Here is a 25,156-nt window from a genome sequence, read left to right on the forward strand (position 1 = left end):
CTAGCAACACAATCTGACTGCTGTATGACAATCCTCCGCAAGCCCATGGTAAAAATCAATGGGATTACAGTCTGAATTCATTACCCAGATACACTTCTTTGACTTGCTGGTTGGCCAGAATGTCCTCGGCATGGCCCGACGCGATGATGTGGCCGCCACTGACGATATAGGCATTCTCGCAGATATCCAGTGTTTCGCGAACATTGTGATCGGTGATCAGCACGCCGATGCCTTTGTCGCGAAGGTGGCGGATGATCTGCTTGATGTCGCTGACTGAAATTGGATCCACCCCGGCAAAAGGCTCGTCCAGCAGGATGAATGCCGGCTCCATGGCCAGGGCGCGGGCGATTTCGACCCGTCGACGTTCGCCGCCGGAAAGCGCCATGCCCAGGCTGTCGCGAATGTGGGTAATGTGGAATTCTTCGAGCAGTTCCTGCAGTTTCCTTTCCCGCTCGGCGCGCTTGAGGCCCTTGCGGGTTTCCAGGATCGCCATGATGTTGTCGCGAACCGTGAGTTTGCGAAACACCGAAGCCTCCTGAGGCAGGTAGCCGATGCCCTTGCGAGCGCGACCATGCATGGGCAGCGGGGTGATGTCTTGCTCGTCAATGGCAATGCGCCCGTGGTCGGCGGGCACCAGTCCGACGATCATGTAGAAGCAGGTGGTTTTGCCCGCGCCATTGGGCCCGAGCAGGCCAACGATCTCGCCGCTGCGAATTTCCAGTGACACGTCCAGAACGACTTTCTTGTGCTTATAGCTTTTCGCCAGGTTGCTGGCTCTGAGAACTGCCATGGGATGCCTTGCCTAGTTCCGAGGTTCTGAAAGAGGGCGATTTCGCGGATGGATCACCATTTCCACCCGGCCTTGGCCGTCGCTGCCGCGTGCCGCGCCCTCGGCGGTGACCACGCGGTTTTCGGTATCATAGTAAATGCGCTCGCCACGGAACAGGTTGCCGCCTTGCTCGATGATGGCCTCCCGTTCCAGGGTCAGGCGCTGATCCGATGCCGAATAGGTGATGATCCGGGCGCTCGCGTCCGTCGCTTCGCCCAGGGTGGCCGATGGCTGGAAGTAACGCGCGGGCTGGCCGGTGGCTTCAATTCGTTGCAGCCCGGTTTCGCCTCGGTACAACACCACCCGGTCTGCGGTCAGCTGGGTGTTGAGTTGGGTTACCACCACGTCACCGGTGTAGGTGGCAATGCCCTGAGCGTCGTCCAGGCGGGCGGTGTCGGCATTCACTGTGATGGGGGCGTCCGAATTCAGGTCGAACCCAAGCGCCGGGGGCGCCAGGAACATCAGCGTGGCGGTCAGCGCCAGCATGGCTGGGTTTGAGCGCTTATCGGGCAGGGCGGTGCTCAGGTTCATAGTGTCCTTCTACCTGTGATTTGAATTCCACGATGCGATCGTCGATCCAGGCGGTCATGCCGGTGGCGCGGGTAACGCTGCGGCCATCGGTCATCACCACCAGGTCGTCGGTGTGAACGGTGCGTTTTCTGTTGTCCAGAGTAAGGCTGTCGGTCTCCAGCGTACCCTCGCGGTCGGCTCTGATGGGGCGGGTCACCAGGACGTCGCCATCGAGTTGAATCAGGTCGCTGTTTTCGCGGAACGTGCCGCGATTGGCCGTGAGGTTCCAGGATGCCCCGGTTTTCTGGTGGATCAGGGTGGCATTGGGTTCGGCCATGATGGCCGTGCCGTTATGATCGAACTGTTCAATCCGTGGGCTGCTGATCATGGTGGCGAGGTTGCCCTGTTCATCAAAGGCGCGGTAGTGGCCATTGATGACAAAGCCGTCCGGCTCCGAGGGTCCCCGCAGGGATTCGGCATCCGGGGCGGGCATCCGCTCGTCCGATTGCCACAGCAGCAGAACCAGAACCGCCACACTGATCAGCAGTGCCAGGGTACGCACCCAGGGGCGGGTCAGTGCGTCGGTCAGGGGCATTCAGCGGGCTCCAGGCAGAAACTGGTGAGCGCGGATTGCAGTTGTCCCTGCGCGTGCAGGATCAGGTCGCAGACTTCCCGGACCGCGCCGCTGCCGCCTGGGGTGTGGGTGCAATAATCCGCATGCTGGCGAACAAACCAGTGGCCGTTGGGAACGGTCAGGCCCAGTCCCGCGTGCTGGATGGCCGACAGGTCGGGCAGGTCGTCCCCCATATAGGCAATGGCGTCGGCTTCGATGGCCAGCCTGGTGGAGAGTTCCAGCAGGGCGACCCGCTTGTCCTCTCGGCCTTGCATCAGGTGGCGGATGCCGAGATCGTTCATGCGTTTCTCGGTCAGTGGCGACGAGCGGCCGGTGATGACGGCCACTTCCACGCCGGCGGTCATCAGAAGCTTGATGCCGAGGCCGTCGAGGATGTTGAACGCTTTCAGCTCATCGCCCTTGGCGCTGAACTGCAGTCTGCCGTCGGTCATTACACCGTCCACATCCAGCGCCAGCAGCTTGATGGCTGCGGCCTGAGCCAGGATCTCTTCGGGCCAGCTGGGCGTTTGCGTGGTCGTCATCAGATTACCCCCGCCCGCAGCAGGTCGTGCATATTGATGGCGCCGGTCAGGCGGCCATCGCGATCAATCACCGGCAGGGCGTTGATCTTCAGCTCTTCCATAATGTTGAGCGCCTCGGCGGCCAGCTGGTCTTCGTGGATGGTCTTGCCGTTGCGGGTCATGACGTCACAGATGGGGGTGCTGTGTATGTCGATGGGCCGGTCCAGGGTTCGGCGCAGGTCGCCGTCGGTGAAAATTCCGGTGAGGTTGCCGCTGTCGTCAACGACCGTTGTCATGCCCAGGCCCTTGAGGGAAATCTCAAGCAGCGCACCGCTGAGCGGGGTATCTTCGGCTACCTTTGGAATTCGTTCCCCGGCGTGCATGATGTCCGAGACCCGAAGCAGCAAGCGGCGCCCGAGGCTGCCGCCCGGGTGCGAGAAGGCGAAGTCCTCGGCGCTGAAGCCGCGGTGCTCGAGCAGGGCGACTGCCAGAGCGTCGCCCATAACCAGTGTGGCGGTCGTGCTGGATGTTGGCGCCAGGCCAAGGGGGCAGGCTTCCTTGGTCACGCTGACGTCCAGGTTTGCTTCCGCCTCCCGCGCGAGTACCGACTGGGCGTTGCCGGTCATGGAGATCAGCGGGGCGCCCATGCGCTTGATCAGCGGCAGAATGGTGAGCACTTCGCTGGTGCTGCCCGAATTGGAAATCGCCAACACCACGTCCTGGCCGGTAATCATGCCGAGATCGCCGTGACTCGCTTCGCCGGGGTGAACATAGAAGGAGGGGGTGCCGGTGCTGGCCAATGTTGCGGCGATCTTCTTGCCGATGTGGCCGGACTTGCCCATGCCGGTGACCACCACTCGCCCCTTGCAAGCCATGATCACCTCGCAGGCGTGAACAAACTGCTCGTCGATACGCTGGGTGAGGGCGTCGATGGCATCCCGTTCAATGGATATCGCCTGGAGGGCGGAGTCTTTGTACTGTTTGCTCATTTGTACGGTTGGCTCCCTGGTTGCAGCCGCATTCGGATAAAGATTAGTAGAGGCGGAGTATATCACTTTCCTGTAGAGCCTCAGAATAACTGCCCAATCGCCGCAGTGGCGAGTCCCGGCAGTCTGGCGAAACGTCCGGTTGGGCGTTTCCACGGCGCACTCGGTATGTTGGCTCCGTTACGGTTTGGATAAAATCGGGGTCATTGATTGAGCTTGGTGCAGAGTTCGAATACTGTACTGCTCCAAATGGAAGTCCGTTGCGGGTGATGCTGCCCGGCCGGGACGCGATCAAATGCCATCACAGAACAGATTCATGGATTCTGCCTCTTATATAGATCTTGAGAATGTCGTTTTTTCCCGCAATGGGCGGCGAATTTTTGATGGCGTATCCCTGTCCATTCCGCGGGGGCGCATTACCGCCATCATGGGGCCGAGTGGAACCGGTAAGACCACGCTGCTGCGTTTGATCGGCGGGCAGTTGCGGCCAGACAGTGGCCGCATTTCGGTGGCCGGTCAACAGGTGCCGGCCTTGGGCCGCAAGGCGTTGTACCGGCTGCGTGAGAAAATGGGCATGCTGTTCCAGAGCGGCGCCTTGTTTACCGATCTCAGCGTGTACGAAAACGTGGCGTTTCCGTTGCGGGTTCATACCTCCCTGCCCGAAGACATGATTCACGATATCGTGTTGATGAAGCTGCAAGCGGTGGGGTTGCGGGGTGCCCGCGACCTGATGCCGGCCGAGTTGTCGGGAGGCATGACCCGGCGGGTGGCCCTGGCGCGGAGCATCGCGCTCGACCCCGAGCTGATCATGTACGACGAGCCCTTCGCGGGTCAGGACCCCATCGCCATGGGGGTGCTGGTGAAGTTGATCCGGGACCTCAATCGCACCATGGGCTTGACCAGCGTACTGGTGTCCCACGACGTTCCCGAATCGCTCAGCATCTGTCACTTTGCCTGCATCATCGCGGATGGTCATGTGATTGGTCAGGGCACGCCGGAGCAGTTGCGCAATCACCCCTCCGAACGGGTTCAGCAGTTTTTGCAGGGCCAGCCGGACGGTCCTGTGCCATTTCACTATCCGGCGCCCGACCCCGGGCAGGACTGGTTCGCGACAGGAGAGGGCGCGTGATCCATCGCATTCGCCGGCTGGGTCGGCAGGGTATCGAAGTTCTGAGGGCCCTGGGTCGCTCCGGGGTTTTTCTGTTCGGGGCGTTATGGGGATTGCCGCGGCCGTCCGAGGGATTGCCGCTGTTGATTCGCCAGCTTTATGTGGTCGGTGTGCTGTCGCTGGCCATCGTCATTGTGTCGGGGCTGTTCATTGGCATGGTGCTCGGGCTGCAGGGCTATACCATCCTCAGCGACTATGGCAGCGAGGATGCCGTGGGCCAGATGATCGCCCTGACCCTGGTGCGTGAGCTGGGTCCGGTGGTGGCGGCGCTGCTGTTCGCCGGCCGGGCGGGATCGGCGCTGACGGCGGAAATTGGCCTGATGAAAGCGACCGAGCAGCTGTCCAGTCTGGAGATGATGGGGGTGGACCCGTTGCGCCGGGTCATCGCGCCGCGACTGTGGGCGGGGTTCATCGCCATGCCTTTGCTGGCGGTTATATTCTCCACCGTGGGCATCTGGGGCGGTATGCTGGTGGGTGTGGAATGGCTGGGGGTGTTTGAGGGCTCGTTCTGGGGCAACATGCAGGCGTCGGTCAGTTTCGTGGACGATGTGCTGAATGGCGTGATCAAGAGCATTGTGTTCGGTTTTTTCTGTACCTGGATTGCGGTGTTCCAGGGGTATGACTGTGTGCCGACGTCCGCCGGGATCAGTTCGGCGACCACCAAGACCGTGGTTTATTCTTCGCTGGCCGTGCTCGGCCTGGACTTTGTGCTGACCGCGGTTATGTTCGGCAGTTTTTGAGGGAGCGTCATGGCGCAAAGAACAACGGAATTCATTGTGGGCGTGTTTATGGTGGCGGGATTTGCCGCGCTGGTGTTTCTGGCGCTGCAAGTCAGTGGTCTCACCCCGGGTGCGGCCTCCGATACCTATACTGTGTATGCGCGGTTTAATGATGCCGGTGGGCTGGCGGTGCGAGGCCGGGTCTCCATGGCGGGTGTCACCATAGGCCGGATTCAAACCATTACCTTGGATCAGGAATCCTTTCAGGCCCAGGTGGTCATGGATATCGATGCCAGCGTCAACAACATTCCCACCGATAGCTCGGCGATAATACGTACATCAGGGCTGCTGGGAGAGCAGTACATTGATATCTCGGTGGGTGCGGACGAAACCGCCATGCAAAACGGTGATGCGTTCTATTCCACGCAATCGGCGCTGAACCTCGAGCGTATGATCAGTAACTTTGCCTCCGGGCGTTAGTGGGTTTCGGGTTTCAAAAAGGGGAAAGGATATGGTGAATTTCAGGAAGTGGGTCTCGTTTGTAACCATGGTCATGCTGGCGGTTGCGCTGACGGCACCGGCCAGTGCCAATGAGGCATTGCGCCAATACGTTGACGAGAATACCCAGCACCTGGTGCAGAAGCTGAACGAGGATCGCGGTCTCTATACGACTGACCCCGAGGCGTTCTACCGCAGCATGAATGAAGCGCTGATCGATTTCGTGGACTTCCGTCGGATTGCCGCTCGGGTGATGGGGCGCTATGCCCGTCAGGCTACCCCCGATCAGCGCGACGAGTTTGTGGCGAAGTTCAAGCGCAGCCTGTTCGACAGCTACGCCCAGGCGCTGGTGGAGACCGAGCAGTTTTCCATCGAGGTCAAGGATGCCGTAGTCAGTGCCGGCAACGACGCCCGCGCTGCCGTGCAAATGGAGGTGATTTCCGCGTCCGGCAACCGGTATCCGGTGACCTACTCCATGTACCTTAAGGAAGGTCAGGACTGGATGATGGAGAATGTCATTGTTGAAGGCGTGAACATTGGGCTGGCCTTCCGCGATCGATTCAGTCAGGAGATGGAAGCCAATCGCGGCGATATCCAGGCGGTCATTGATGGCTGGGGCGATGCGGTGAAAGAGATCAGTCTCGAGGGAGAGGCTGGCGAATCGTGAGTGGGCGCTCGGTCACTGGCGATGCGACCGCCCGGCCTCGACTGCTGGTTCGGGACGGCTGCATCCAGGTTGTCGGCTGGTTGGGGGTAGATACGGTTTTGGCCCTGCGCGAAGAGGGCGAGCGTGTGATCGCCACCGGCAGTGGAACCTTGGAAATTGATCTGTCCGATGCGATGGGGGCCCACAGTGCCGCGCTGTCCCTGCTGCTTTGTTGGTCCCGCTCTGCCGCTCAGTGCCGGCGATCGCTGTCGTTTACTCACGCCAGCGAGCAGCTGGTTGCACTGGCCGCATTGGGTGGGGTTAGGCAGGCGCTGTTTGGCACAGGGCAGGCTGGCGACCTTGCCTGAGTCCCAGCTGCTGACATAGCTGCTCTCGAGGAATCAGTCTTTGCCAAGGCTGACCCGCACTGCAATATTGGTTACAATTCCGCTCCTGAATTATAAACACCCCGAGGACTGTTGTTATGGAAGCCCACGAAGTAGCCGAGCTGGTGAAAAACGCACTGCCGGACTGTGAAATCGAAGTGCAGAGCGAAGGTAATCACTACCTGGTCATTGCCGTGGGGGATCGGTTTGAAGGTCTGTCTCCAGTCAAGAAGCAGCAGCTCATCTATGGTGCCCTGAACCAACAGCTCGCCGAAGGCACCATTCACGCCTTGACCATCAAAGCATTCACTCCGGCCCAATGGGCTGCGCGCCAGGGCTGAGGCTGGCCCGTACTGACAGGGAAAACAACTGTGGACAAACTTCTGATTCGTGGCCGCAAGCCGCTCGATGGTGAAATTCGTATTTCCGGCGCCAAGAATTCCGCGTTGCCGATTCTGGCCGCGACTCTTCTGGCCGATGAGCCAGTTACTGTGGGCAACCTGCCGCACCTGAACGACATCACCACCATGATCGAACTGCTCGGTCGCATGGGTGTCGAGCTGATGATCGATGAAAAGATGAGTGTTGAGGTGCATGCCAACACCATCAAGCAATTTCATGCGCCCTATGAGCTGGTCAAGACCATGCGGGCCTCGATCCTGGTGTTGGGCCCGCTGGTCGCCCACTTTGGCGAAGCGGAAGTCTCGCTGCCTGGTGGCTGCGCCATTGGCAGTCGGCCGGTCAACCTGCACATTCACGGCCTGCAACAGATGGGTGCCGATGTGAAGGTGGAAAACGGCTACATCAAGGCCAAATCCAATGGCCGGTTGAAGGGTGCGCATATTTTCCTGGATACGGTGACCGTGACCGGCACCGAGAATCTGATGATGGCGGCGGCCCTGGCCGACGGTAAGACCATCCTGGAAAACGCTGCCCGTGAGCCGGAAGTGGTGGATCTTGCCGAGTGTCTGATTGCCATGGGCGCGGACATCAAGGGCCACGGCACAGCCACCATCGAGATCAACGGCGTGGAGCGTTTGCACGGCTGTCACTACGACGTGCTTCCGGACCGGGTGGAAACCGGCACCTACCTGGTCGCCGCGGCGGCCACCGGTGGCCGGGTCAAGCTCAAGGATACCCGCGAAGATCTGCTCGACGCGGTGCTGTTGAAGCTGGAGGAAGCCGGCGCCCATATCAGCACCGGCGACAACTGGATTGAGCTGGACATGAAAGGCAATCGCCCGCGCGCGGTCAGCCTGCGCACGGCGCCCTATCCGGCGTTCCCGACCGATATGCAGGCTCAGTTCGCGGCCATGAATACCGTGGCCGAGGGCACCGGCACCATTGTGGAGACGGTGTTCGAAAACCGCTTCATGCACCTGCAGGAATTGATCCGCATGGGCGCGGATGTGACTCTGGAAGGCAATGCGGCCATCATCAAGGGCGTGGATCATCTCACCGGCGCCCCGGTGATGGCGACCGATCTTCGGGCCTCGGCCAGCCTGGTCATTGCTGGCCTGGTGGCCGATGGCGATACCGTGGTTGATCGCATCTACCACATCGATCGCGGCTACGAGTGCATCGAAGAGAAGTTGCAGTTGCTGGGTGGCAGTATCCGCCGGCTGCCGGCGTGACCAACAAACCGGAAAGGCTCATGACTGATACCATCACGATTGCGTTGTCGAAGGGGCGCATCCTCAAGGAAACCCTGCCGCTGCTGAAGGAGGCGGGGATTGAGCTGATCGACGATATCGATAAATCACGCAAGCTGGTGTTTCCCACCACCGATCCCGAGGTGCGGGTGCTGATTATTCGCGCCACCGATGTGCCGACCTATGTCCAGTACGGCGGTGCCGATCTGGGCGTAACCGGCAAAGACGTGCTCATGGAGCACGGCGGAGATGGGCTCTATGAGCCCCTCGACCTGAACATCTCCCGCTGTCGGCTGATGACCGCCGGACCCAAGGGACAAACGCCACCGCAGGGGCGGCTGCGGGTGGCGACCAAGTTCGTCAACCTGGCACGACGCTACTACGCGGCTCAGGGCCGTCAGGCCGACATCATTAAGCTCTACGGAGCGATGGAGCTGGCGCCGATCCTGGGACTGGCGGATGAAATCGTCGATATCGTGGACACCGGCAATACCCTGAAAGCCAACGGCCTGGAGCCGCGGGAGCTGATTGACTACATCAGTACCCGGCTGGTGGCCAATCGCGCCTCCATGAAGATCAAGCATCGCAAGATCCTCCCCATCATCGAGAAGATGGGCATCGCCGTGGCGCGGCGCAACGAATCTGAAACGGCCTAACGCCCAACCATTCACTCCTGTCAGCAGGACGATACTATGACCGAAATCGCCATTACCCGATTGTCAGCCCGTCAGGCGGATTTTGACACCGCGCTTGCCCAGCTCCTGGCCTGGGACGACAGTGTCGATCATCAGGTCAATGAGTCGGTTCGTCATATCCTGCAGCAGGTTCGAACCCGTGGCGATGCTGCCGTACTGGAGTTTACCGCCCAATTTGATCAGCTCGAGGCGGCGTCGCTGTCAGCGTTGGAGATCTCCGCGGACCGTCTGCAGCAGGCGTTGCAGACTATCCCCTCGGAGCAGCGAGAGGCCTTGGAGCAGGCGGCGGAGCGGGTGCGTGACTATCATCAGCGGCAGAAACAGGATTCCTGGCAGTATCAGGAAGCCGACGGCACGGTGCTCGGTCAAAAGGTTACCCCGCTGGATCGGGCCGGTCTCTACGTACCGGGTGGCAAGGCCGCTTATCCCTCTTCGGTGTTGATGAACGCGATTCCAGCCAAAGTGGCGGGGGTCAGCGAAGTGATCATGGTGGTGCCGACCCCGGCGGGTGTGGTGAACGAGATGGTGCTGGCGGCCGCGGCCATTGCCGGCGTTGATCGTGTGTTCACCATCGGCGGCGCCCAAGCGGTGGCGGCGCTGGCTTACGGCACTGAGACGGTGCCCCAGGTCGACAAGATCGTGGGGCCTGGCAACATCTATGTCGCCACCGCCAAGCGCGAAGTCTTCGGCACCGTTGGTATTGACATGATCGCCGGTCCGTCTGAGATTCTGGTGATTTGTGACGGTAAGACCGATCCCGACTGGATCGCCATGGATCTGTTCTCACAGGCCGAGCATGACGAGCAAGCGCAATCCATTCTGATCTGCCCGGATGCGGCCTATCTCGACCGGGTTGAGGCGAGCATTCGCCGGCTCCTGCCCACCATGGAGCGAGCCGCCATCATCGCCACCTCCTTGAACAGTCGGGCGGCGTTGATCGAGGTCGCGGACCTGGCCGAGGCTGCCCGGGTCAGTAACCGGATCGCGCCGGAACACCTGGAGCTGTCGGTGGCAGACCCCCAGGCATTGCTGGCGGAGATTCGCCATGCCGGCGCCATTTTCATGGGCCGTTACACCGCCGAGGCACTGGGTGACTATTGCGCGGGTCCCAACCATGTGTTGCCCACGTCTGGCACGGCCCGATTCTCCTCGCCGCTTGGGGTTTACGATTTCCAGAAGCGTTCCTCCATCATCGGCTTCTCGGCCGATGGCGCCAGCGAGATGGGCAAGGTCGCGTCGATCCTGGCCCGGGGCGAAGGACTCATTGCCCACGCCCGATCCGCCGAGTACCGGATCAGGCAGGGCGAGGAATAGCGCCATGAGCAAATTTTGGAGTCCGCTGGTGGAAAGCCTGGTGCCCTATGTGCCGGGTGAACAGCCCAAGGTCGATAACCTGGTCAAGCTCAACACCAACGAAAATCCTTTCCCGCCTTCGCCCAAGGCAGTGGCGGCAATGCAGGCGGCCATCGGCGACAGTCTGAAGTTGTATCCGGACCCTGAGTCGGAGCAATTGAAGGCCGCCATTGCCGACTATTATCGGGTGGAGACCGACCAGGTCTTCGTCGGCAACGGTTCTGACGAGGTGCTGGCACACATCTTTTACGGCCTGTTCCAGCACGGTGAGCCGGTGTTGTTCCCGGACATCAGTTACAGCTTCTACCCGGTTTACTGCGGGTTGTATGGCATTGAATACCGCACTGTCCCGCTGACCGACAGCTTCGAGATTGATCCGGCGGATTACCTTGCGCCCAATGGTGGCATTATCTTCCCCAACCCCAATGCGCCCACGGGCCGTTATCTGCCGTTGGAGCAGGTGGAAGCGATTGCTGCTGCCAATCCAGATCGGGTGGTGGTGGTCGATGAGGCTTATGTGGACTTTGGCGGCGATACTGCCATCGCCCTGGTCGAGCAATACCCAAACCTGCTGGTGACCCAGACACTGTCCAAATCCCGGTCGCTGGCCGGTATGCGGGTGGGCTTTGCGGTGGGGCACCCGGAGCTGATCGAAGCCCTGCAGCGGGTGAAGAACAGTTTTAATTCCTATCCGTTGGACCGGGTCGCCCAGGCCGGTGCCGTTGCCGCGTTTGCCGATGAGGTCTATTTCCGGGAAACCTGTGCCGCGGTGATTGCGGAGCGGGAACGGGTCAGCCAGGCCATGTCCGAACTGGGTTTTGAGGTTCTGCCATCGGCCGCCAATTTCGTATTTGCCCGCCATGGTACTCACGCCGGTGCCGATCTGGCCCAGGCCTTGAGGGAACGCAAGGTGATCGTGCGTCACTTCAACAAGCCGCGGATCAGTGAATTCCTGCGTATTACCATTGGTACCGCCGGGCAGAACGACGCCTTGCTGGCGGCATTACGAGAGGTGGTGTGAGTCATGGCCTCCCGCGATGAGTTGTTGCAAGCCCTGGATCGCTGGTTGGTCCCTGATAACTTCCAGGACTACTGCCCCAATGGACTTCAGGTCGAAGGTGCCACCGAAATAACCCGAATCGTCAGTGGGGTCACCGCCTCCCAGGCCTTGATCGATGCGGCGATTGAACAGGGCGCCCAGATGGTGCTGGTGCACCATGGTTATTTCTGGAAAGGAGAAGATCCGACCGTTCGGGGCATGAAGCACGCCCGGTTGAAGGCGCTGCTTGAGCACGACATCAATCTGGTCGCCTACCATTTGCCGTTGGATGACCATCCCGACTACGGCAACAATCGACAGCTGGCTCAGGTGCTGGGGGTCCAAAATCCGGCGCCGTTGGATGGCCTGGTCTGGCATGGCCAGTTACCGAAGCCCATGACCGCCGACGAGTTCGCCGAGCATCTATCGGTACGGCTCAGTCGGCCCCCGCTGCATATCGGCAACGGACCGGAACGAATTTCACACATCGGCTGGTGCACCGGCGCGGCTCAGGGCTACATCGGTAAGGCCTTGGACGCCGGGCTGGATGCCTTTGTCAGTGGTGAAGTTTCCGAGCCCACTACCCATGTGGCTCGGGAATGTGGCATCCACTACTTTGCCGCCGGCCACCATGCCACCGAGCGCTATGGCGTGCAGGCGTTGGGTGAGGCCTTGGCCAAGGCGTTCCATATCGAACACCGTTTTATCGATTGCGATAACCCGGTGTGATGCAGTGAAATAGGGCTTGCTGAGTTGCGCGAGCCACAAGCGTGTCATAGGCAGTCGACGTAGGATGCCGGTGAACAAAGTGAACCGCATCAAACGCAAGTTGCAGCAGGCAAGGGCGATGATGCGGTTCGGCAGGCCTCACCAGCATCCTACGATTACTGTATGCGCTTTTAGCTTTGCTGACATTGCTCGACACTCTGGCGAGGCATGCCAAGCCGTAGGATGCCGGTGAACGAAGTGAACCGCATCAAACGCGGGTTGCAGTAGGCAAGGGCGATGCGGTTCGGCAGGCCTCACCAGCATCCTACGTTTACTGTATGTGCTTTTGGCTTTGCTGACAGTGCCCGACACTCTGGTTCAGGATGCTGGGACGTAGGATGCCGGTGAACAAAGTGAACCGCATCATTGTTCGCTCAGTCAGGCCTTTTCCTGTGACTTGGCTGACAGGCCAAAGTCTTCGGACAGTGTCCCTTTTTCCTTGGGATCGCTCTTCGGTGCATAGTCCCTTGGCGGCTCCACGCCATCGTCACGGACGTCTTCCAGGCGAGCCCTGGTGGCTTCGCGGTCGAGTTCTTCCAGCCAGTCTTCATCGTTACACAGCCGGTTGGCGCCGCGGGCCATGTGTTGGTTTACGTCCCGGTAGGTATCGTTGAAGCGACGCAACAGATGAGCCGACTCCATGAAGTGTTCGTTGACTTGGGCTTGGTAGCGGGTGTATTCGCTACGCAGCTCGTCGATCTGCTGCTCGGCTCTGCGCTGCCGCAGGGTGGAGCCTTGCCCCGAGCGCCCGATGAGTACGCCGATGACAACGCCAGCGACGAGTGCGGCAACGGCTGCCAGAATCAGGTTAGTCATATGCTGCAAAGTCCTTTGTCATGAAAACCAACTGTCATGAATACCAACGCCGATGGATTGTCTGGATTCACCAGACCTAATTTGTTGTTATGGAGGCTCACTGAATCCAACGCCTGTGACTGAGTATAACGTCCGATTGTGTTGTCGCCCATGACCACGCGCTGCGCCAATCGTCGTATTGCCAGAGTCATGGCTTGGGGTACCGTAGCGAAATTGGTCGAAATCAGCGACAATACCCGGCCCATACGCGCGGCCATCCAATATCATGGCGCTATCCGCGGGTTTGTTGACCGGCTCACGCGACGACTCGCAAGACCGCCGGACACTGCCGCCTGAGCACACCGGCGGGTTGCCCCGTCAGAACATTCGCCAGCAGTGATCTCTCAACAATCATCAGAGCAAAGGATGCCGCCGTCAAGCCTTTGACGAATGCCCTGTGCCAACGTCGGCCAGAGCCCAGAGCAAAACAGTACGAGTCACCAACTTCGGGAATTCCTAGATGACACCTTGGGAACGCTATCAGCACGACCTGAAACGTCCTGATTTTCACAAAGACCCGGCGCAGGAAGACGCGGTGCGGCGCCTGCAGTCTCTCTATGACAGACTGGTGCTGGCCGAAAGCGAGCGCGAAAAAACCCTGTCGCGACTACGTCGCAAGCTCAAGAAAGGGCGCCAGGAACCGGTCAAGGGGCTGTACTTTTGGGGTGGTGTAGGGCGTGGTAAAACCTATCTGATGGACACCTTCTACGAGGCGCTGCCGTTCGAACGCAAGATGCGGGTGCATTTCCATCGTTTCATGCAGCGGGTGCACCATGAGCTGAAAAGTCTCAAGGGCGAGAAGAACCCTCTGGACATTGTGTCCAGGCGTTTTGCGGCCGAAGCCTGTGTTATCTGCTTTGACGAGTTTTTTGTCTCCGACATCGGTGATGCAATGATTCTCGCCACCTTGATGGAGGGGCTGTTCAGCCGCGGGGTAACACTGGTGTGTACCTCCAACATCGTTCCCGATGGCCTGTATAAGGACGGCTTGCAGCGCGCCCGGTTCCTGCCCGCCATTGAGCTGGTGAAGAAGCATACCGAAGTGGTCAATGTGGATGGTGGTGTGGATTATCGCCTGCGTACCCTGGAGCAGGCGGAGCTTTATCATTGCCCGCTGGATGATGACGCCGATACCAGTCTGGGCCGCAGTTACGATGGTCTGGCCCTGGAGGCGGCGAGTCATACCCTTGATCTGGAAGTGAACGGGCGCAAGCTGCGGGCGCTCCGCCACGCCGATGACGTGGTCTGGTTTGACTTCAAGGAACTGTGTGACGGGCCCCGCAGTCAGAACGATTACATCGAACTGGCCAGGGAGTTTCACGCCATCATCATCAGCAATGTGCCGGTGCTGGGTGCAGAGAAGGACGACCAGGCCCGCCGCTTTATCAACATGATTGACGAGTTTTACGATCGCAACGTCAAGGTCATCATGTCGGCGGCAGCACCGATTACCGAGCTGTATGCCGGCGGGCGGCTCAGTTTCGAATTCGAACGGACGGAGTCCCGGCTGCTGGAAATGCAGTCCCACGAATACTTGGAGGCCCCCCATAAGCCTTAGGGCGCGGTTTCCTGATAATAAAAACATTCGACAGACAATACCGCCGGTTGATGGCAGGCCGGGCGGTTCATTCACCGAAGAGGTCCATTAAACCATGAGTAATAACGTAGTCATTGTCAGCGGCGTTCGTACGCCGATGGGTGGTTTTCAGGGTAGTCTGAGCGCTGTCTCCGCCATTGAGCTGGGTGCGGTCAGCGTTGCCGAAGCGGTTCGTCGCGCCAACATCGAAGCGGCGGACGTTCAGGAAATTATTCTGGGTAACGTACTGCCGGCCGGGCTCAAGCAAGGGCCGGCGCGTCAGGTCATGCGTAAGGCCGGGCTTCCGGACAGCACCGGCGCCACCACTATCAACAAGCTGTGCGGCTCCGGCATGAAGGCCACCATGCTGGCCCACGATCTGATCAAGGCGGGCACCAACGACATCATGGTGGCCGGTGGTTTCGAGAGCATGTCCAACGCGCCCTACCTGCTGCTGAACGCCCGTAAGGGTTACCGCATGGGAGCTGGGGATACCGCGCAGGATCATATGTTCCTCGACGGTCTCGAAGACGCCGAGACTGGCCGCCTCATGGGCTCCTTCGCCCAGGACATGGCCGACAAGAAAGGTTATACCCGTGAGGAGATGGACAATTACGCCATCAACTCCCTCAAGCGCGCCCAGCTCGCCATCACCGAAGGCCTGCTGAAGGACGAGATCACGCCGGTGACCGTCAAGACCCGTAAAGGCGAGACCGTGGTGGTGGACGACGAACAACCGCTGACCGCCAACCTGGAGAAGATCCCAACGCTGCGTCCCGCGTTCAGCAAGGACGGCACGGTGACAGCAGCCAATGCATCTTCCATTTCCGATGGCGCCTCCGCGCTGGTTCTGATGAGCGAAGCCGAAGCCGAGCGCCGTGGCCTCAAGCCACTGGCTCGTATTGTTGGCCACAGCACCCATTCCCAGCATCCTTCCGAGTTCACCTGTGCGCCAGTTGGCGCGATCAATAAGTTGTTTGAGAAGACCGGCTGGACCAAGGACGAGGTGGATCTGTTCGAGATCAACGAGGCCTTCGCGATGGTTGCGATGATGCCGATTCGTGAGTTGGGCCTGGATCCTGAAAAGGTCAACGTCCACGGTGGCGCCTGTGCCCAGGGCCATCCGGTAGGTTCCACCGGCTCCCGTCTGCTGGTGACACTGATGTATGCGCTGCAGCGCTACGGTAAGAAGAAGGGCGTCGCCTCGCTTTGCATCGGCGGTGGTGAAGCCACGGCCATGGCCATTGAGCTGCTGTAAGTCGGCGCAAGACTGTCGAAACAAAAAAGGGTGTAGCGGCTGATGCCGTTACACCCTTTTTTTGTTCATTGCACCTTAACCGATAATCCGGCGTTGACCATGAGGCTCGGCAGCCCAGTAGGATGCCGGTGAGCAAAGCGAACCGCATCAATACCCAACCTATACCGGCGGTTAGAATGATGCGGTTCGGATGCGCCTCACCAGCATCCTACGGAGTATCCGGAAGTAAGTCAGAGACCGGACGTGAAAGAAAGGGTGTAGCGGGTGATGCCGTTACACCCTTTTTTTGTTCATTGCACCTTGACCGGTAATCCGGCGTTGACCATGAGGCTCGGCAGCCCAGTAGGATGCCGGTGAGCAAAGCGAACCGCATCAATACCCAACCTATACCGGCGGTTAGAATGATGCGGTTCGGATGCGCCTCACCAGCATCCTACGGAGGACCCAGTGTCAGCGGGAAAGCTTTACCACCGGTTGAGGTCACACCAATTGGCAACGAACTTTTTGATGGGCCGTCCGCCGGCCTTCATCCCATTTCCCCCGCTGGTTGCCTTGCGGATTGTTGTCTATAGTGTCTCTGAGCTAGGGAACCAGCGGAAAATCATACTTTTGACTGATCAAAGGGCCAGTCTACGTTAGCTATAGTGCGAACATCACGAGCGCTGTGCGTGAAGCCTCTATTCTCGTGGTCACCAAGAATTCGAGAGCACCAAAAATAGAGCACTAAAAAATAAAGTCGCGACTCAGAACAACAATGGAGTAGCCTTCCAATGACAAGAAAAACTCATCAAAGACAGACTTGGGCCAAACTACCTTTGGCCGTGGCTGTTGCAGCTGGCATGTCGGGTCAGGCGTCAGCTTTTTCATTCTATATTGGGGACGTGGAAGCCTCTCTAGACACCACCCTCTCCGCGGGTGCCACCTGGCGTACCGAAGACCGTGACAAGCGGTTGATTGCCCAAGGTAACCTGGGGCCCGAGTTTGCCCCGGGCGGTGCCCAGCAAAATATCGGCGCCTCCACCAACAATTATGACGACGGCAACCTTAATTTCGACAAGGGCGATACCGTCTCCAAGATCGTCAAGGGCACAACCGAGCTGTTCCTGAACTATGACGTAGACAGCGATGTGCTTACTCGCGTCGGGGGCTTCGTTCGCGGTCGTTACTGGTACGATTTCGAACTGAAAGACGAGATGCGCGCGGAGGACGACGTGGGCCAGCGTCGTGAGCTCAATGATGACGCCAAGGACAACGCCTCCGGCGCGGAATTCCTCGATGCCTATGTGTTCACTGACTGGTACCTGGGTAACGTACCGCTGAGTGTTCGCTACGGTAAGCAGGTGGTGAGCTGGGGTGAAAGTACCTTCATCCAGGGTGGTATCAACACCATCAACCCGATCGATGTTCAGGCGTTCCGCGCCCCCGGCTCCGAGCTGAAAGAAGCCTTGCTGCCGGTGGAAATGTTTTACATGTCGGCCGGGGTGACCGAGAACATCACCCTTGAGACCTTCGTCCAGACCGACTGGGAGCCGGTTCGTCCGGATGATTGCGGCACCTTCTTCTCCACCAACGATTTCGCCGCCGATGGCTGTGGCCCGGTGCTTCTGGCCGGCCAGTTGCCCGACTCCCTGGCCCTGGCCAATGGTCTGGTAGCCCCGCGTCTGGGGGATCGCGAGCCGGATGAGAAAGACCAGTTCGGGGTGGCGTTGCGCTGGTACGTGCCGGAGCTGAACGATTCCGAGTTTGGTTTCTACTACATCAAGTACAACAGCCGGCTGCCTTACGTCAGCGGTCTGGTGAACAATCCCAGCTCGCCTGCGGGCACTCAGACCAATGACGCGACATTGCCGAGCGCGGCTTTCCCGAGCTACTTTGTCGAGTACCCGGAGAATATCAACCTCTATGGCATCAGTGTCAACACCACCACACCGGGTGGCTGGTCGTTGGGCGCGGAGTACAGCTTCCGCGATAACCTGCCGCTGCAGTGGAACGCGTTTGAGCTGCTCCTGGGTGGTTCACAGGCCCGTACCGCGGCTGATGGCTCCCAGACCCCGCTGAGTCTGCTGGAACGCCAGCGCCTGGCCGAGTCTGGTGGCGCCAACCTTGCCGGTAAGGCCGTTGACGGATTTGACCGTTTCAAGGTTTCCCAGGCCCAGTTCACGCTGATCAAGTTCTTCGATCAGGTGATGGGTGCAAGCCGCCTGGCGCTGATCACCGAAGCCGGCGCCACCTATGTGCATGACCTGCCGGATACCGATGAGGCCCGCTACGGCCGCTCCGGAACCTTCGGGGTTGGTGAAATCGAGCTGGATACCCTGGGCGGCGCCGATGTCTGTGCCCTTGGTGCCAACATCAATACCAACTACTGCAACAACGAAGGCTTTACCACGGCCTTCTCCTGGGGTTACCGGGCGCGTCTGGTTTGGGATTACTCCAACGCGTTTGCCGGCATCAACCTCAGCCCGCAGTTGGCCTGGAGTCATGATGTCAAAGGTTATGCGCCCCAGCCGGGCGGTAACTTTAACGAAGGCAGCAAGGCCATTGGCCTGTCGCTGACCGGGACCTACCAAAACCAGTACACAGGGACAATTGGTTACACAAACTTTTTCGGCGGCAAACCGTATAACGAGAGAACCGACCGTGATTTTGTGAGCGCGAGTGTGTCGTACGCGTTTTGATCGGCCTGAATTCGTTAACGAGGTAACTTCCATGAGATTGACAAAGAACGTTTTGGCAACCGGTGTGCTGGCAGCTTCGCTGGTTGCGGCTAATGCGCAGGCAGCAGTATCAGCGGCCGATGCCGCCAAGCTGGGCGACACCTTGACCCCCATCGGGGCCGAGAAGGCGGGTAACGGCGGGGATATTCCTGCCTGGGACGGAGGTCTGAGCCAAGTTCCCGCCGCCTATAAGGGCGATGGCATCTACGTGAATCCGTTCGCCAACGAACAGCCGTTGTTCACTATCGATCAAAGCAACGTCGGCGACCACGCCGACAAGCTGTCCCCGGGACAGGTTGCGATGATCAACAAGTACAGCGATTACGTCATTCCGGTGTACCCGACCCATCGGACGTCCGGCTACCCAGATGACATCGAGCAGGAAACCATCGAAAACGCCACCAAGGTCGAATTGGTGCAGGGGGGCAACGGTCTGGCGAACTACCAGAACGCAACCCCGTTCCCAATTCCCCAGAATGGACTCGAGGTGATCTGGAACCACATCACCCGTTATCGGGGTGGCTCGGTCCAGCGTAACGTTGGTCAGGTAACGCCGCAGGAAAACGGCGCCTACAGCGTGGTGAAGTTCCAGGATGAGCTGACCTGGCGTGCCTTCCTGACAGACTTCAATCCCGATGAAGATGCTAACGTACTGTTCTACTTCAAGCAGGCCATTACCGCTCCGGCCCGCCTGGCGGGTAACGTGCTGCTGGTGCATGAAACCATCGACCAGATTGAGGAACCCCGTCGTGCCTGGGTCTACAATGCCGGGCAACGCCGCGTGCGCCGGGCTCCCCAGGTGGCCTACGACGGTCCGGGTACCGCTTCCGATGGCATGCGGACGTCTGACAACTTCGATATGTACAACGGCGCGCCGGACCGCTACAACTGGGAGCTGGTAGGCAAGAAGGAAATGTACATTCCATACAATTCCTATCGGCTGGTGGACCGTGATCTGAGCTATGATGAAATCATCAAGGCAGGTCATATTAATCAGGAGCTTACTCGCTACGAACTGCACCGCGTCTGGCACGTTCGGGCGACGCTTAAGAGCGGTGAACGCCATATCTATGCCCAGCGGGACTTCTTTATCGATGAGGACAGCTGGCAGGCCTCGGTCATTGATCACTACGATGGTCGCGGAGAGCTATGGCGTGTCGCCGAAGCGCACAACATGTACTTCTATGACCAGGAAGTTCCCTGGTACGCGATCGAAGTGCTGTACGATCTGCTGTCTGGACGCTATTTGGCGCTGGGGTTGACCAACGAAGAGTCTGATCCGTACACCTTCGGTGTCGAGCGGGCTTCCCGTGAATACACGCCGGCTGCGCTGCGCAGGGCAGGTACCCGGTAAGTCAATCACGCGGCAAACAAAAAAGCAGGCCTCCGGGCCTGCTTTTTTTTGTGATGGCAGCGGCTTGGTATGCAGGGCTTATGCGGTGGCTCCCGCCCAGGGCTGTTCATTTCTCGTCACTCTAAAACATAAGAATCTGTCAAAGATTTTGCAGTTTCCGGTTTTTCTGGTTTAATCGTGACCGCAATCATACTAAAGGCGTATCCAAAGCAGGTCGCCACTCAGAGGTCATCCTCCTGATCAACATTCTGGCACCAATCCGTACACACTTTGGGGTGATTCGGCTGTTGGTGTTTACGACGGGGTAGCTTGTGAAAGCGATGGACAGTCATGCGGCGGCCAATGATGAGGGCCTGGCCGAGGCCGGCGAATGTAAGCCCGGACGGCTCGTCATGGATTTGCTCCGGAATCGGGTCAAAACGCCCAGACCGGTAACCGAGCATTTTCGACGCGAAGCCTTGCTGACGCGGATGCGCAGTGCCTTGCGCCCTGGGTGCATCCTTCATCTCGAAGCGCCCGCTGGCTACGGCAAGTCTTGCGAGTTGGCGGCGGCGTTGAGTGCGGCTGAACACGCTGCCGATGCCGTTAGCTGGGTAACTCTCAATCATCAGGACAATGAGCCCTCCCGATTGTTGTCGTTGCTGAGCATCGCCTTGCACTGCGACACGGAATCAGGCCCGCCGGCGATCACGTCGGATTCCTCGCAATTGGCGGATGCCCTCGATCTACTTCTGGTTCAATATGCCCGTGGTGCCGCTGGCGCAGAGCCAAGGGTGCTGGTGCTCGATGGGTTGGATGTACTCAGCAGCTCGGCGGCTATCGCGCTGATTCGGCGTCTGCTGGCGCACCTGCCGCCGTCCCTGTCCCTAGCGTTGACCTCCCGTCAGTCCCTACCGTTCGAAACCCACGCCTATGAGATCCAAGGCCGGTTCACCCGGTTGAGCAGCGATCAGTTGGAGTTGTCGAGGGAGGAGACCCTGGCCTTTTTTCAGCCGTTGATGGACCGGGACCTTGTGACCCAGGTAGCGGTTGAACACGTCTATAGCTTGACCGAGGGGTGGCTAACGCCACTGGCGTTGTATCGATTGGAGGTTCAGGCGCACGGCGAATCCCGACTGCCGATTCAGGAGGCGCGTAACGTCGTTGCATTTTTGAACGGTGCGGTGTCAGGGCAGTTGACCCAGGCTCAGCGTCGCTCCTTGATGGTGATGTCTGAAATGGATGCAGTCTCCGACGAGCTGTTCCAAGCGATTGCTGACCCGCACTGCGCTCTGGACTATTCGCCCTCGCGGGCGGCGGCGGCTGGTATGCCCGTGCGAGGCGTACCGAATCGGGGGCGTTGGTTCCGCGTCCTGCCGCTGGTGAGGGAATGGTTGCTGGCGGAGCCTTCGCCGGGCAGAGCCGCCCGAGCCACCCTGGCTTGTGATTGGTTCAGTCGCCAAGGGCAGTTCACAGAGGCGCTTCGCTATGCCTTGATGTGCGACGACAGCGACCGCGCCCTCGCAGTGGCGTCCTCGGGGTCTGAGGACCTGTTGATCAGTCAGGACACGGCATCATTGCTTACCTTGCGCAGATCGTTACCGCTGGGGCTGATCCAGAGCAGCCCCCGGCTGCGGGTTGTGTACAGTTGGGTACACGCCATCGGCGGGCAATTCCGGGAGGCTCGTGGCTTGCTTGAAGGGCTCTGCTCAAAGGAGCAGGAGGAGTTGAGTGGTAGGATCAGCGCCCTTAGGGCGTTCCTGCTCAGCGGCGAGGGTAACATAGAGGCCGCGCTGCCAGAGGCCGATGCCGCCCTGGACTCGGCGGAGTTGTCCTGCCACGGCCGCTTGGTCACCTTATTGGTCAAGTCGGGCGCGTTATGCGCCCTGGGCCGGTTTGCCGAGGCGCGATCGGCCAATCGATCGGCCGCCAGGCTGGCAAGGGAGGCCGGGGATGCCGGATCGGAAATGCTCACGGTTTATGCCCATGCCAGGATTGAGCTGGCCAAAGGCGCCCTGAAGCATGCTGAACGGCTCTTGCGCACCGGGCTGGACACGGCGGTTAGCGAACCGGTACGTCCGCCCCGGGTTGGAGAGGGACGCTTAATGATCAATCTGGCGTTGGTGATGTGGCATCAGGGCCGGATTGCCGAAGCCGATCGATTGCTGACCCGGATTATCCGCCAGGCCGATCAAACCCGCGATTTGGCACTGCTGCTGGCCTTGGCGGTGCGGGTGTTGATTTCGAAGGCCCAGGACCGGCTGGACGAAGCATTCGCCTGGATCGGAGTGGCGGAGCGTACCATGCATGCCTGGCAGGTGGACGACGCCGTGTTCGTTCCGGTACTGGAGGCTTTAAAGATTAGCTGCTGGCTTGCGACCGGGCAATGGGACAGTGCCGCCCAGTCGATGACGAGGCTGTCTCCCTATCGTGAGCAGTTCCGGGTTCTGGAACTTTTTCCCATGATGCCCGGGTTGTTGGATACGCTGGAAGTACGGGTCGCCCTGGCGGCTGATCGGCTTGATGAAGCTCGAGACCTTCTGGATCGCCCGTCCGGTGGCAGTGATCAGGGCCGCCATTTTGGCCATCAGCTTCATTTGTCCCTTCTCGGTGCGTTGACAAGCTTTCGTCAGGGCGAGAAGAGTCGTGCCTTTGAGGCAGTTAGAAAGGTGGTCGAGCTGGCCGAGCCGGAGCATTACATCAGTCCGTTCATTGAGCTCAAGGGAGAGATCCGGGAGCTGGTGGCCCAAGGGTTGGCGGGTAGCGGTCGATCCCGGGTCAGGGACTCGCTACGGGAGCTTTTTGGGCTGACGGTCGAACCGGCGGCCGGGATTCAGGCGTCGACGTTGCCGGACCCCATCAGCGACCGTGAGTTCGGCGTCCTGGAGTTAATCGCGATGGGCTTGTCCAACCAGGAGATTGCCGATCGCTTGCACATCTCCCTGCACACGGTCAAAACCCACGCCCGCCGTATCAACGCAAAGTTGGGGGTTAAATCCCGCACCCAGGCGATCGTGCGTGCCCGTGAGTTGGGGTTGTTGTGATGAGGGCAACCAAGGGGAAGGGGGCAGATTTTAAATCTGTCCCCGGCGCAAGGAGCCATTGCGGTGCTCTCGTTCAGGAGGCCTCTGGCACCTGGCCTGCGGGCACCGTCTCGCCCGCAGGCTGCTTAAGCTGATCGATCAGGGCGTCCTTATCGCGCCATAGTTCACCCACCCAGGCCTGAAACGCCTGTTGTACCTCGCCATCGTTCTGGTAATCCATGCCCAGAAACTGGCGGGGGATCTCCAATGTACGGATATCGATGACGATCCGGGTGATCCGGCCACAGAGAAAATCCCAGAATCCGGCACGTCCGTCTGGATAGACAATGGTGACGTCCAGCATGGTGTGCAGGGATTCACCCATGGCGCCCAGGACGAAGGCGGTCCCGCCTGCCCTGGGTTTGAGCAGGTTACGGTAGGGCGACTGCTGGGCCTGGTGTTTGGCAGGCGTCAGTCGGGTGCCTTCCATGAAGTTGAACACGGTAACCGGGGTATAGCGGAATTTCTCGCAGGCCTGGCGGGTGGTTTCCAGGTCCTTGCCCTTGAGTTCGGGCCGCTTGGCGACCTGATCCCGGGTGTAGCGGCGCATAAACGGGAAATCGAGGGCCCACCAGGCGACACCCAGCAGAGGCACCCAGATCAGCTCTTTTTTCAGGAAAAACTTGAGTAAAGGAATCTGGCTGTTGAGGGCATACTGGATTGCAGGAATATCCGCCCAGCTCTGGTGGTTACAGGTAACAAAGTACCAATGGTCCCGCTGCAACCCCTCCAGGCCACGAATGTCCCACTGCACCTTGTGCAGCACGTCGCCAACGATGTTGTTAAAGCCGATCCACACGTAGGCGATAAAATTGAGAATAACGGTGCAGGTCTTGCGCACGCTTTCGATGGGCAGAATGAGCTTGAATAGCGCAAAGGCGAGCAGGACCGGTAACAGAACCAGGGTGTTCAACAGGATCAGGACTGCCGCTATCGTACCTTTCAGGGGCGCCGGCAAGAAATTCAACATGCTTGGGGTCTCTCCAAATGGGGTTTTCGGTGCGTTCACCGGCTGGATGAACGCGGTCAGCCCTCATTTTCCGGGCTGGATTGCACTAATGTGGCACGATCGGGCACCAGACTGCGTTCTTCGTCGGCAACCGCGATGTGTTTCAGGGTGTGTTCTGACGAGGGGGTAAGCAGCACCGCAAATTGTTGGTCAAAGTAGCCCAGGTTGTTGAATCGAATCATACCTTGGATTTCTTGCACGTAGGCATCCCCTCGCTCTGAGTATTGAGACAACCCTGCGGCCATTGACAGCCCATCGGGCCGCTGTCCAGCCTGACGTGCCTGGGCGCGGATATGCCTGAGATGGCGATAGGAACGATGCCGATTAAGGTTCTGGATGTAGGCGCTGATCGAATGATAGGGCGAGGCGAACCTGGCCACCTCATGGCTCTGGTCTTCGCCGCGACGCTGAGGCACCAGGCCACAGCCTGTGGCAAAGCACCACTGACCAAACAGATTGTTCCCTTCGCGAGCGAAGCGTGAGGTGCCCCAGGCGGATTCGTTTGCAGCCTGGGCCATCACCAGCGATGGCGGAATGGCATCCAGTCGTAACCGGAGGGCGGCGAAGCTCTCGGCACTGCCGGCTGGCGCAGTCACCCGCAGCCTGTCTCCCTGTTGTTTCAGCCACGTCAGTTCCGAAGGCCTGAGGGTGTCCTGTTGTGACAGCTTCAGCAGGTACTGTCGAGCGATCAGCACTCGGCTGTTGGCCAGGACGATGCGGGGGTATAGATAGGCGAAAAAAGCTGCCTTCTTCTCGATGGTATCGTGGTAACTGGAGAATTCGGGCAGCGGCGCTTGCGACCACCGGGGCAGTGGCGGCAGTTTACCTGTGGGCTGGGCGCCAGGGCCTTCAGCCTGGTAGGGCGGCGGCGTGTAGAGGCTGCCCCAAAAGGCAAAGCCAATCAGCGGTACTAACAACAGCAGGGCGCGAACAACCAACAAT

General features: G+C 59.5%; 25 protein-coding genes. 16 read left to right on the forward strand and 9 right to left on the reverse strand.

Annotated elements, in window-relative coordinates; translation table 11 throughout:
• Positions 1-64: 64 nt before the first annotated feature.
• From lptB to N6L25_RS04210, 5 genes are read right to left on the reverse strand one after another with little or no spacing between them, the layout of a single operon-like run.
• A complete protein-coding gene (gene lptB, locus N6L25_RS04190; protein WP_271978183.1) occupies positions 65-790 on the reverse strand; it encodes an LPS export ABC transporter ATP-binding protein in 726 nt (241 codons plus the stop codon).
• Between the two features lie 12 nt (positions 791-802).
• On the reverse strand, positions 803-1,360 hold the full coding sequence (lptA, locus tag N6L25_RS04195; RefSeq protein WP_271978185.1) for a lipopolysaccharide transport periplasmic protein LptA: 558 nt from the start codon (positions 1,358-1,360) through the stop codon (positions 803-805).
• Complete coding sequence (gene lptC / locus N6L25_RS04200) at positions 1,332-1,934, reverse strand: LPS export ABC transporter periplasmic protein LptC (protein WP_271978187.1); 603 nt, start codon at positions 1,932-1,934, stop codon at positions 1,332-1,334. The genes lptA and lptC overlap by 29 nt, the downstream gene beginning before the upstream one ends.
• On the reverse strand, positions 1,925-2,494 hold the full coding sequence (locus N6L25_RS04205; RefSeq protein WP_271978190.1) for a KdsC family phosphatase: 570 nt from the start codon (positions 2,492-2,494) through the stop codon (positions 1,925-1,927). Before N6L25_RS04205 ends, lptC begins: the two co-directional genes overlap by 10 nt.
• Entirely contained in the window at positions 2,494-3,462 is a 969-nt protein-coding gene (locus N6L25_RS04210; RefSeq protein ID WP_271978192.1) for a KpsF/GutQ family sugar-phosphate isomerase, read from the reverse strand. Before N6L25_RS04210 ends, N6L25_RS04205 begins: the two co-directional genes overlap by 1 nt.
• Before the next feature lie 313 nt (positions 3,463-3,775).
• On the opposite strand from N6L25_RS04210, the gene N6L25_RS04215 reads away from it, so the two are divergent.
• From N6L25_RS04215 to N6L25_RS04265, 11 genes are all read left to right on the forward strand, one after another.
• On the forward strand, positions 3,776-4,588 hold the full coding sequence (locus N6L25_RS04215) for an ATP-binding cassette domain-containing protein (protein WP_271978194.1): 813 nt from the start codon (positions 3,776-3,778) through the stop codon (positions 4,586-4,588).
• Positions 4,585-5,367, forward strand: coding sequence for a lipid asymmetry maintenance ABC transporter permease subunit MlaE (gene mlaE / locus N6L25_RS04220; protein ID WP_271978196.1), 783 nt, complete (start codon positions 4,585-4,587; stop codon positions 5,365-5,367). Before N6L25_RS04215 ends, mlaE begins: the two co-directional genes overlap by 4 nt.
• Positions 5,368-5,376: 9 nt before the next feature.
• Positions 5,377-5,826 (forward strand): outer membrane lipid asymmetry maintenance protein MlaD, encoded by a 450-nt coding sequence (gene mlaD / locus N6L25_RS04225; protein WP_271978198.1) that lies wholly within the window; start codon positions 5,377-5,379, stop codon positions 5,824-5,826.
• Between the two features lie 31 nt (positions 5,827-5,857).
• On the forward strand, positions 5,858-6,511 hold the full coding sequence (locus tag N6L25_RS04230; protein ID WP_271978200.1) for an MlaC/ttg2D family ABC transporter substrate-binding protein: 654 nt from the start codon (positions 5,858-5,860) through the stop codon (positions 6,509-6,511).
• Complete coding sequence (locus N6L25_RS04235; RefSeq protein WP_271978202.1) at positions 6,508-6,858, forward strand: STAS domain-containing protein; 351 nt, start codon at positions 6,508-6,510, stop codon at positions 6,856-6,858. Before N6L25_RS04230 ends, N6L25_RS04235 begins: the two co-directional genes overlap by 4 nt.
• A 116-nt stretch (positions 6,859-6,974) precedes the next feature.
• The gene (locus N6L25_RS04240) at positions 6,975-7,217 is read left to right on the forward strand and encodes a BolA family protein (RefSeq protein WP_271978204.1); all 243 of its coding nucleotides are present in this window, start codon (positions 6,975-6,977) and stop codon (positions 7,215-7,217) included.
• Between the two features lie 30 nt (positions 7,218-7,247).
• A complete protein-coding gene (murA, locus tag N6L25_RS04245; protein ID WP_271978206.1) occupies positions 7,248-8,510 on the forward strand; it encodes a UDP-N-acetylglucosamine 1-carboxyvinyltransferase in 1,263 nt (420 codons plus the stop codon).
• A gap of 20 nt (positions 8,511-8,530) precedes the next feature.
• A complete protein-coding gene (gene hisG, locus N6L25_RS04250) occupies positions 8,531-9,184 on the forward strand; it encodes an ATP phosphoribosyltransferase (protein WP_271978209.1) in 654 nt (217 codons plus the stop codon).
• Positions 9,185-9,220: 36 nt separating this feature from the next.
• Positions 9,221-10,537 (forward strand): histidinol dehydrogenase, encoded by a 1,317-nt coding sequence (gene hisD / locus N6L25_RS04255; protein ID WP_271978211.1) that lies wholly within the window; start codon positions 9,221-9,223, stop codon positions 10,535-10,537.
• A 4-nt stretch (positions 10,538-10,541) separates the two neighbouring features.
• Positions 10,542-11,597 (forward strand): histidinol-phosphate transaminase, encoded by a 1,056-nt coding sequence (gene hisC / locus N6L25_RS04260; RefSeq protein WP_271978213.1) that lies wholly within the window; start codon positions 10,542-10,544, stop codon positions 11,595-11,597.
• Between the two features lie 3 nt (positions 11,598-11,600).
• Positions 11,601-12,344 carry a Nif3-like dinuclear metal center hexameric protein gene (locus tag N6L25_RS04265; protein WP_271978215.1) on the forward strand — a complete coding sequence of 248 codons (744 nt, stop codon included), beginning with the start codon at positions 11,601-11,603 and terminating at the stop codon, positions 12,342-12,344.
• 417 nt (positions 12,345-12,761) lie between these two features.
• On the opposite strand, the gene N6L25_RS04270 is transcribed toward N6L25_RS04265, so the two are convergent.
• Complete coding sequence (locus tag N6L25_RS04270) at positions 12,762-13,199, reverse strand: YhcB family protein (protein WP_271978218.1); 438 nt, start codon at positions 13,197-13,199, stop codon at positions 12,762-12,764.
• Positions 13,196-13,456, reverse strand: a complete 261-nt coding sequence (locus tag N6L25_RS04275; protein ID WP_271978220.1) for a hypothetical protein — start codon at positions 13,454-13,456, stop codon at positions 13,196-13,198. Before N6L25_RS04275 ends, N6L25_RS04270 begins: the two co-directional genes overlap by 4 nt.
• Positions 13,457-13,698: 242 nt before the next feature.
• On the opposite strand from N6L25_RS04275, the gene zapE reads away from it, so the two are divergent.
• From zapE to N6L25_RS04300, 5 genes are all read left to right on the forward strand, one after another.
• The gene (gene zapE / locus N6L25_RS04280; RefSeq protein WP_271978222.1) at positions 13,699-14,796 is read left to right on the forward strand and encodes a cell division protein ZapE; all 1,098 of its coding nucleotides are present in this window, start codon (positions 13,699-13,701) and stop codon (positions 14,794-14,796) included.
• 94 nt (positions 14,797-14,890) lie between these two features.
• Positions 14,891-16,072, forward strand: coding sequence for a thiolase family protein (locus tag N6L25_RS04285; protein WP_271978224.1), 1,182 nt, complete (start codon positions 14,891-14,893; stop codon positions 16,070-16,072).
• 770 nt (positions 16,073-16,842) lie between these two features.
• Entirely contained in the window at positions 16,843-18,750 is a 1,908-nt protein-coding gene (locus tag N6L25_RS04290) for a DUF1302 domain-containing protein (RefSeq protein ID WP_271978226.1), read from the forward strand.
• 31 nt (positions 18,751-18,781) lie between these two features.
• Complete coding sequence (locus N6L25_RS04295; protein WP_271978228.1) at positions 18,782-20,143, forward strand: DUF1329 domain-containing protein; 1,362 nt, start codon at positions 18,782-18,784, stop codon at positions 20,141-20,143.
• A gap of 320 nt (positions 20,144-20,463) precedes the next feature.
• The gene (locus tag N6L25_RS04300; protein ID WP_271978314.1) at positions 20,464-23,166 is read left to right on the forward strand and encodes a LuxR C-terminal-related transcriptional regulator; all 2,703 of its coding nucleotides are present in this window, start codon (positions 20,464-20,466) and stop codon (positions 23,164-23,166) included.
• 73 nt (positions 23,167-23,239) lie between these two features.
• On the opposite strand, the gene N6L25_RS04305 is transcribed toward N6L25_RS04300, so the two are convergent.
• Positions 23,240-24,175 carry an acyltransferase gene (locus N6L25_RS04305; RefSeq protein WP_271978230.1) on the reverse strand — a complete coding sequence of 312 codons (936 nt, stop codon included), beginning with the start codon at positions 24,173-24,175 and terminating at the stop codon, positions 23,240-23,242.
• Between the two features lie 56 nt (positions 24,176-24,231).
• Entirely contained in the window at positions 24,232-25,155 is a 924-nt protein-coding gene (locus N6L25_RS04310; RefSeq protein WP_271978232.1) for a glucosaminidase domain-containing protein, read from the reverse strand.
• Position 25,156: the final 1 nt, after the last annotated feature.

Source organism: Marinobacter sp. SS21, assembly GCF_028369065.1.
Lineage (GTDB): Bacteria > Pseudomonadota > Gammaproteobacteria > Pseudomonadales > Oleiphilaceae > Marinobacter.

Bases quoted from the DNA above. Each gene is read 5' to 3' on its own strand.
- N6L25_RS04265 (WP_271978215.1), top strand. From the start codon at position 11,601: ATGGCCTCCCGCGATGAGTTGTTGCAAGCCCTGGATCGCTGGTTGGTC.
- hisD (WP_271978211.1), top strand. From the start codon at position 9,221: ATGACCGAAATCGCCATTACCCGATTGTCAGCCCGTCAGGCGGATTTT.
- N6L25_RS04230 (WP_271978200.1), top strand. From the start codon at position 5,858: ATGGTGAATTTCAGGAAGTGGGTCTCGTTTGTAACCATGGTCATGCTG.
- N6L25_RS04305 (WP_271978230.1), bottom strand. From the start codon at position 24,175: ATGTTGAATTTCTTGCCGGCGCCCCTGAAAGGTACGATAGCGGCAGTC.
- zapE (WP_271978222.1), top strand. From the start codon at position 13,699: ATGACACCTTGGGAACGCTATCAGCACGACCTGAAACGTCCTGATTTT.
- mlaD (WP_271978198.1), top strand. From the start codon at position 5,377: ATGGCGCAAAGAACAACGGAATTCATTGTGGGCGTGTTTATGGTGGCG.
- N6L25_RS04215 (WP_271978194.1), top strand. From the start codon at position 3,776: ATGGATTCTGCCTCTTATATAGATCTTGAGAATGTCGTTTTTTCCCGC.
- N6L25_RS04295 (WP_271978228.1), top strand. From the start codon at position 18,782: ATGAGATTGACAAAGAACGTTTTGGCAACCGGTGTGCTGGCAGCTTCG.
- N6L25_RS04275 (WP_271978220.1), bottom strand. From the start codon at position 13,456: ATGGCCGCGCGTATGGGCCGGGTATTGTCGCTGATTTCGACCAATTTC.
- N6L25_RS04290 (WP_271978226.1), top strand. From the start codon at position 16,843: ATGACAAGAAAAACTCATCAAAGACAGACTTGGGCCAAACTACCTTTG.
- N6L25_RS04210 (WP_271978192.1), bottom strand. From the start codon at position 3,462: ATGAGCAAACAGTACAAAGACTCCGCCCTCCAGGCGATATCCATTGAA.
- N6L25_RS04270 (WP_271978218.1), bottom strand. From the start codon at position 13,199: ATGACTAACCTGATTCTGGCAGCCGTTGCCGCACTCGTCGCTGGCGTT.
- N6L25_RS04285 (WP_271978224.1), top strand. From the start codon at position 14,891: ATGAGTAATAACGTAGTCATTGTCAGCGGCGTTCGTACGCCGATGGGT.
- lptC (WP_271978187.1), bottom strand. From the start codon at position 1,934: ATGCCCCTGACCGACGCACTGACCCGCCCCTGGGTGCGTACCCTGGCA.
- N6L25_RS04240 (WP_271978204.1), top strand. From the start codon at position 6,975: ATGGAAGCCCACGAAGTAGCCGAGCTGGTGAAAAACGCACTGCCGGAC.
- lptA (WP_271978185.1), bottom strand. From the start codon at position 1,360: ATGAACCTGAGCACCGCCCTGCCCGATAAGCGCTCAAACCCAGCCATG.
- N6L25_RS04205 (WP_271978190.1), bottom strand. From the start codon at position 2,494: ATGACGACCACGCAAACGCCCAGCTGGCCCGAAGAGATCCTGGCTCAG.
- N6L25_RS04300 (WP_271978314.1), top strand. From the start codon at position 20,464: ATGGACAGTCATGCGGCGGCCAATGATGAGGGCCTGGCCGAGGCCGGC.
- lptB (WP_271978183.1), bottom strand. From the start codon at position 790: ATGGCAGTTCTCAGAGCCAGCAACCTGGCGAAAAGCTATAAGCACAAG.
- hisG (WP_271978209.1), top strand. From the start codon at position 8,531: ATGACTGATACCATCACGATTGCGTTGTCGAAGGGGCGCATCCTCAAG.
- hisC (WP_271978213.1), top strand. From the start codon at position 10,542: ATGAGCAAATTTTGGAGTCCGCTGGTGGAAAGCCTGGTGCCCTATGTG.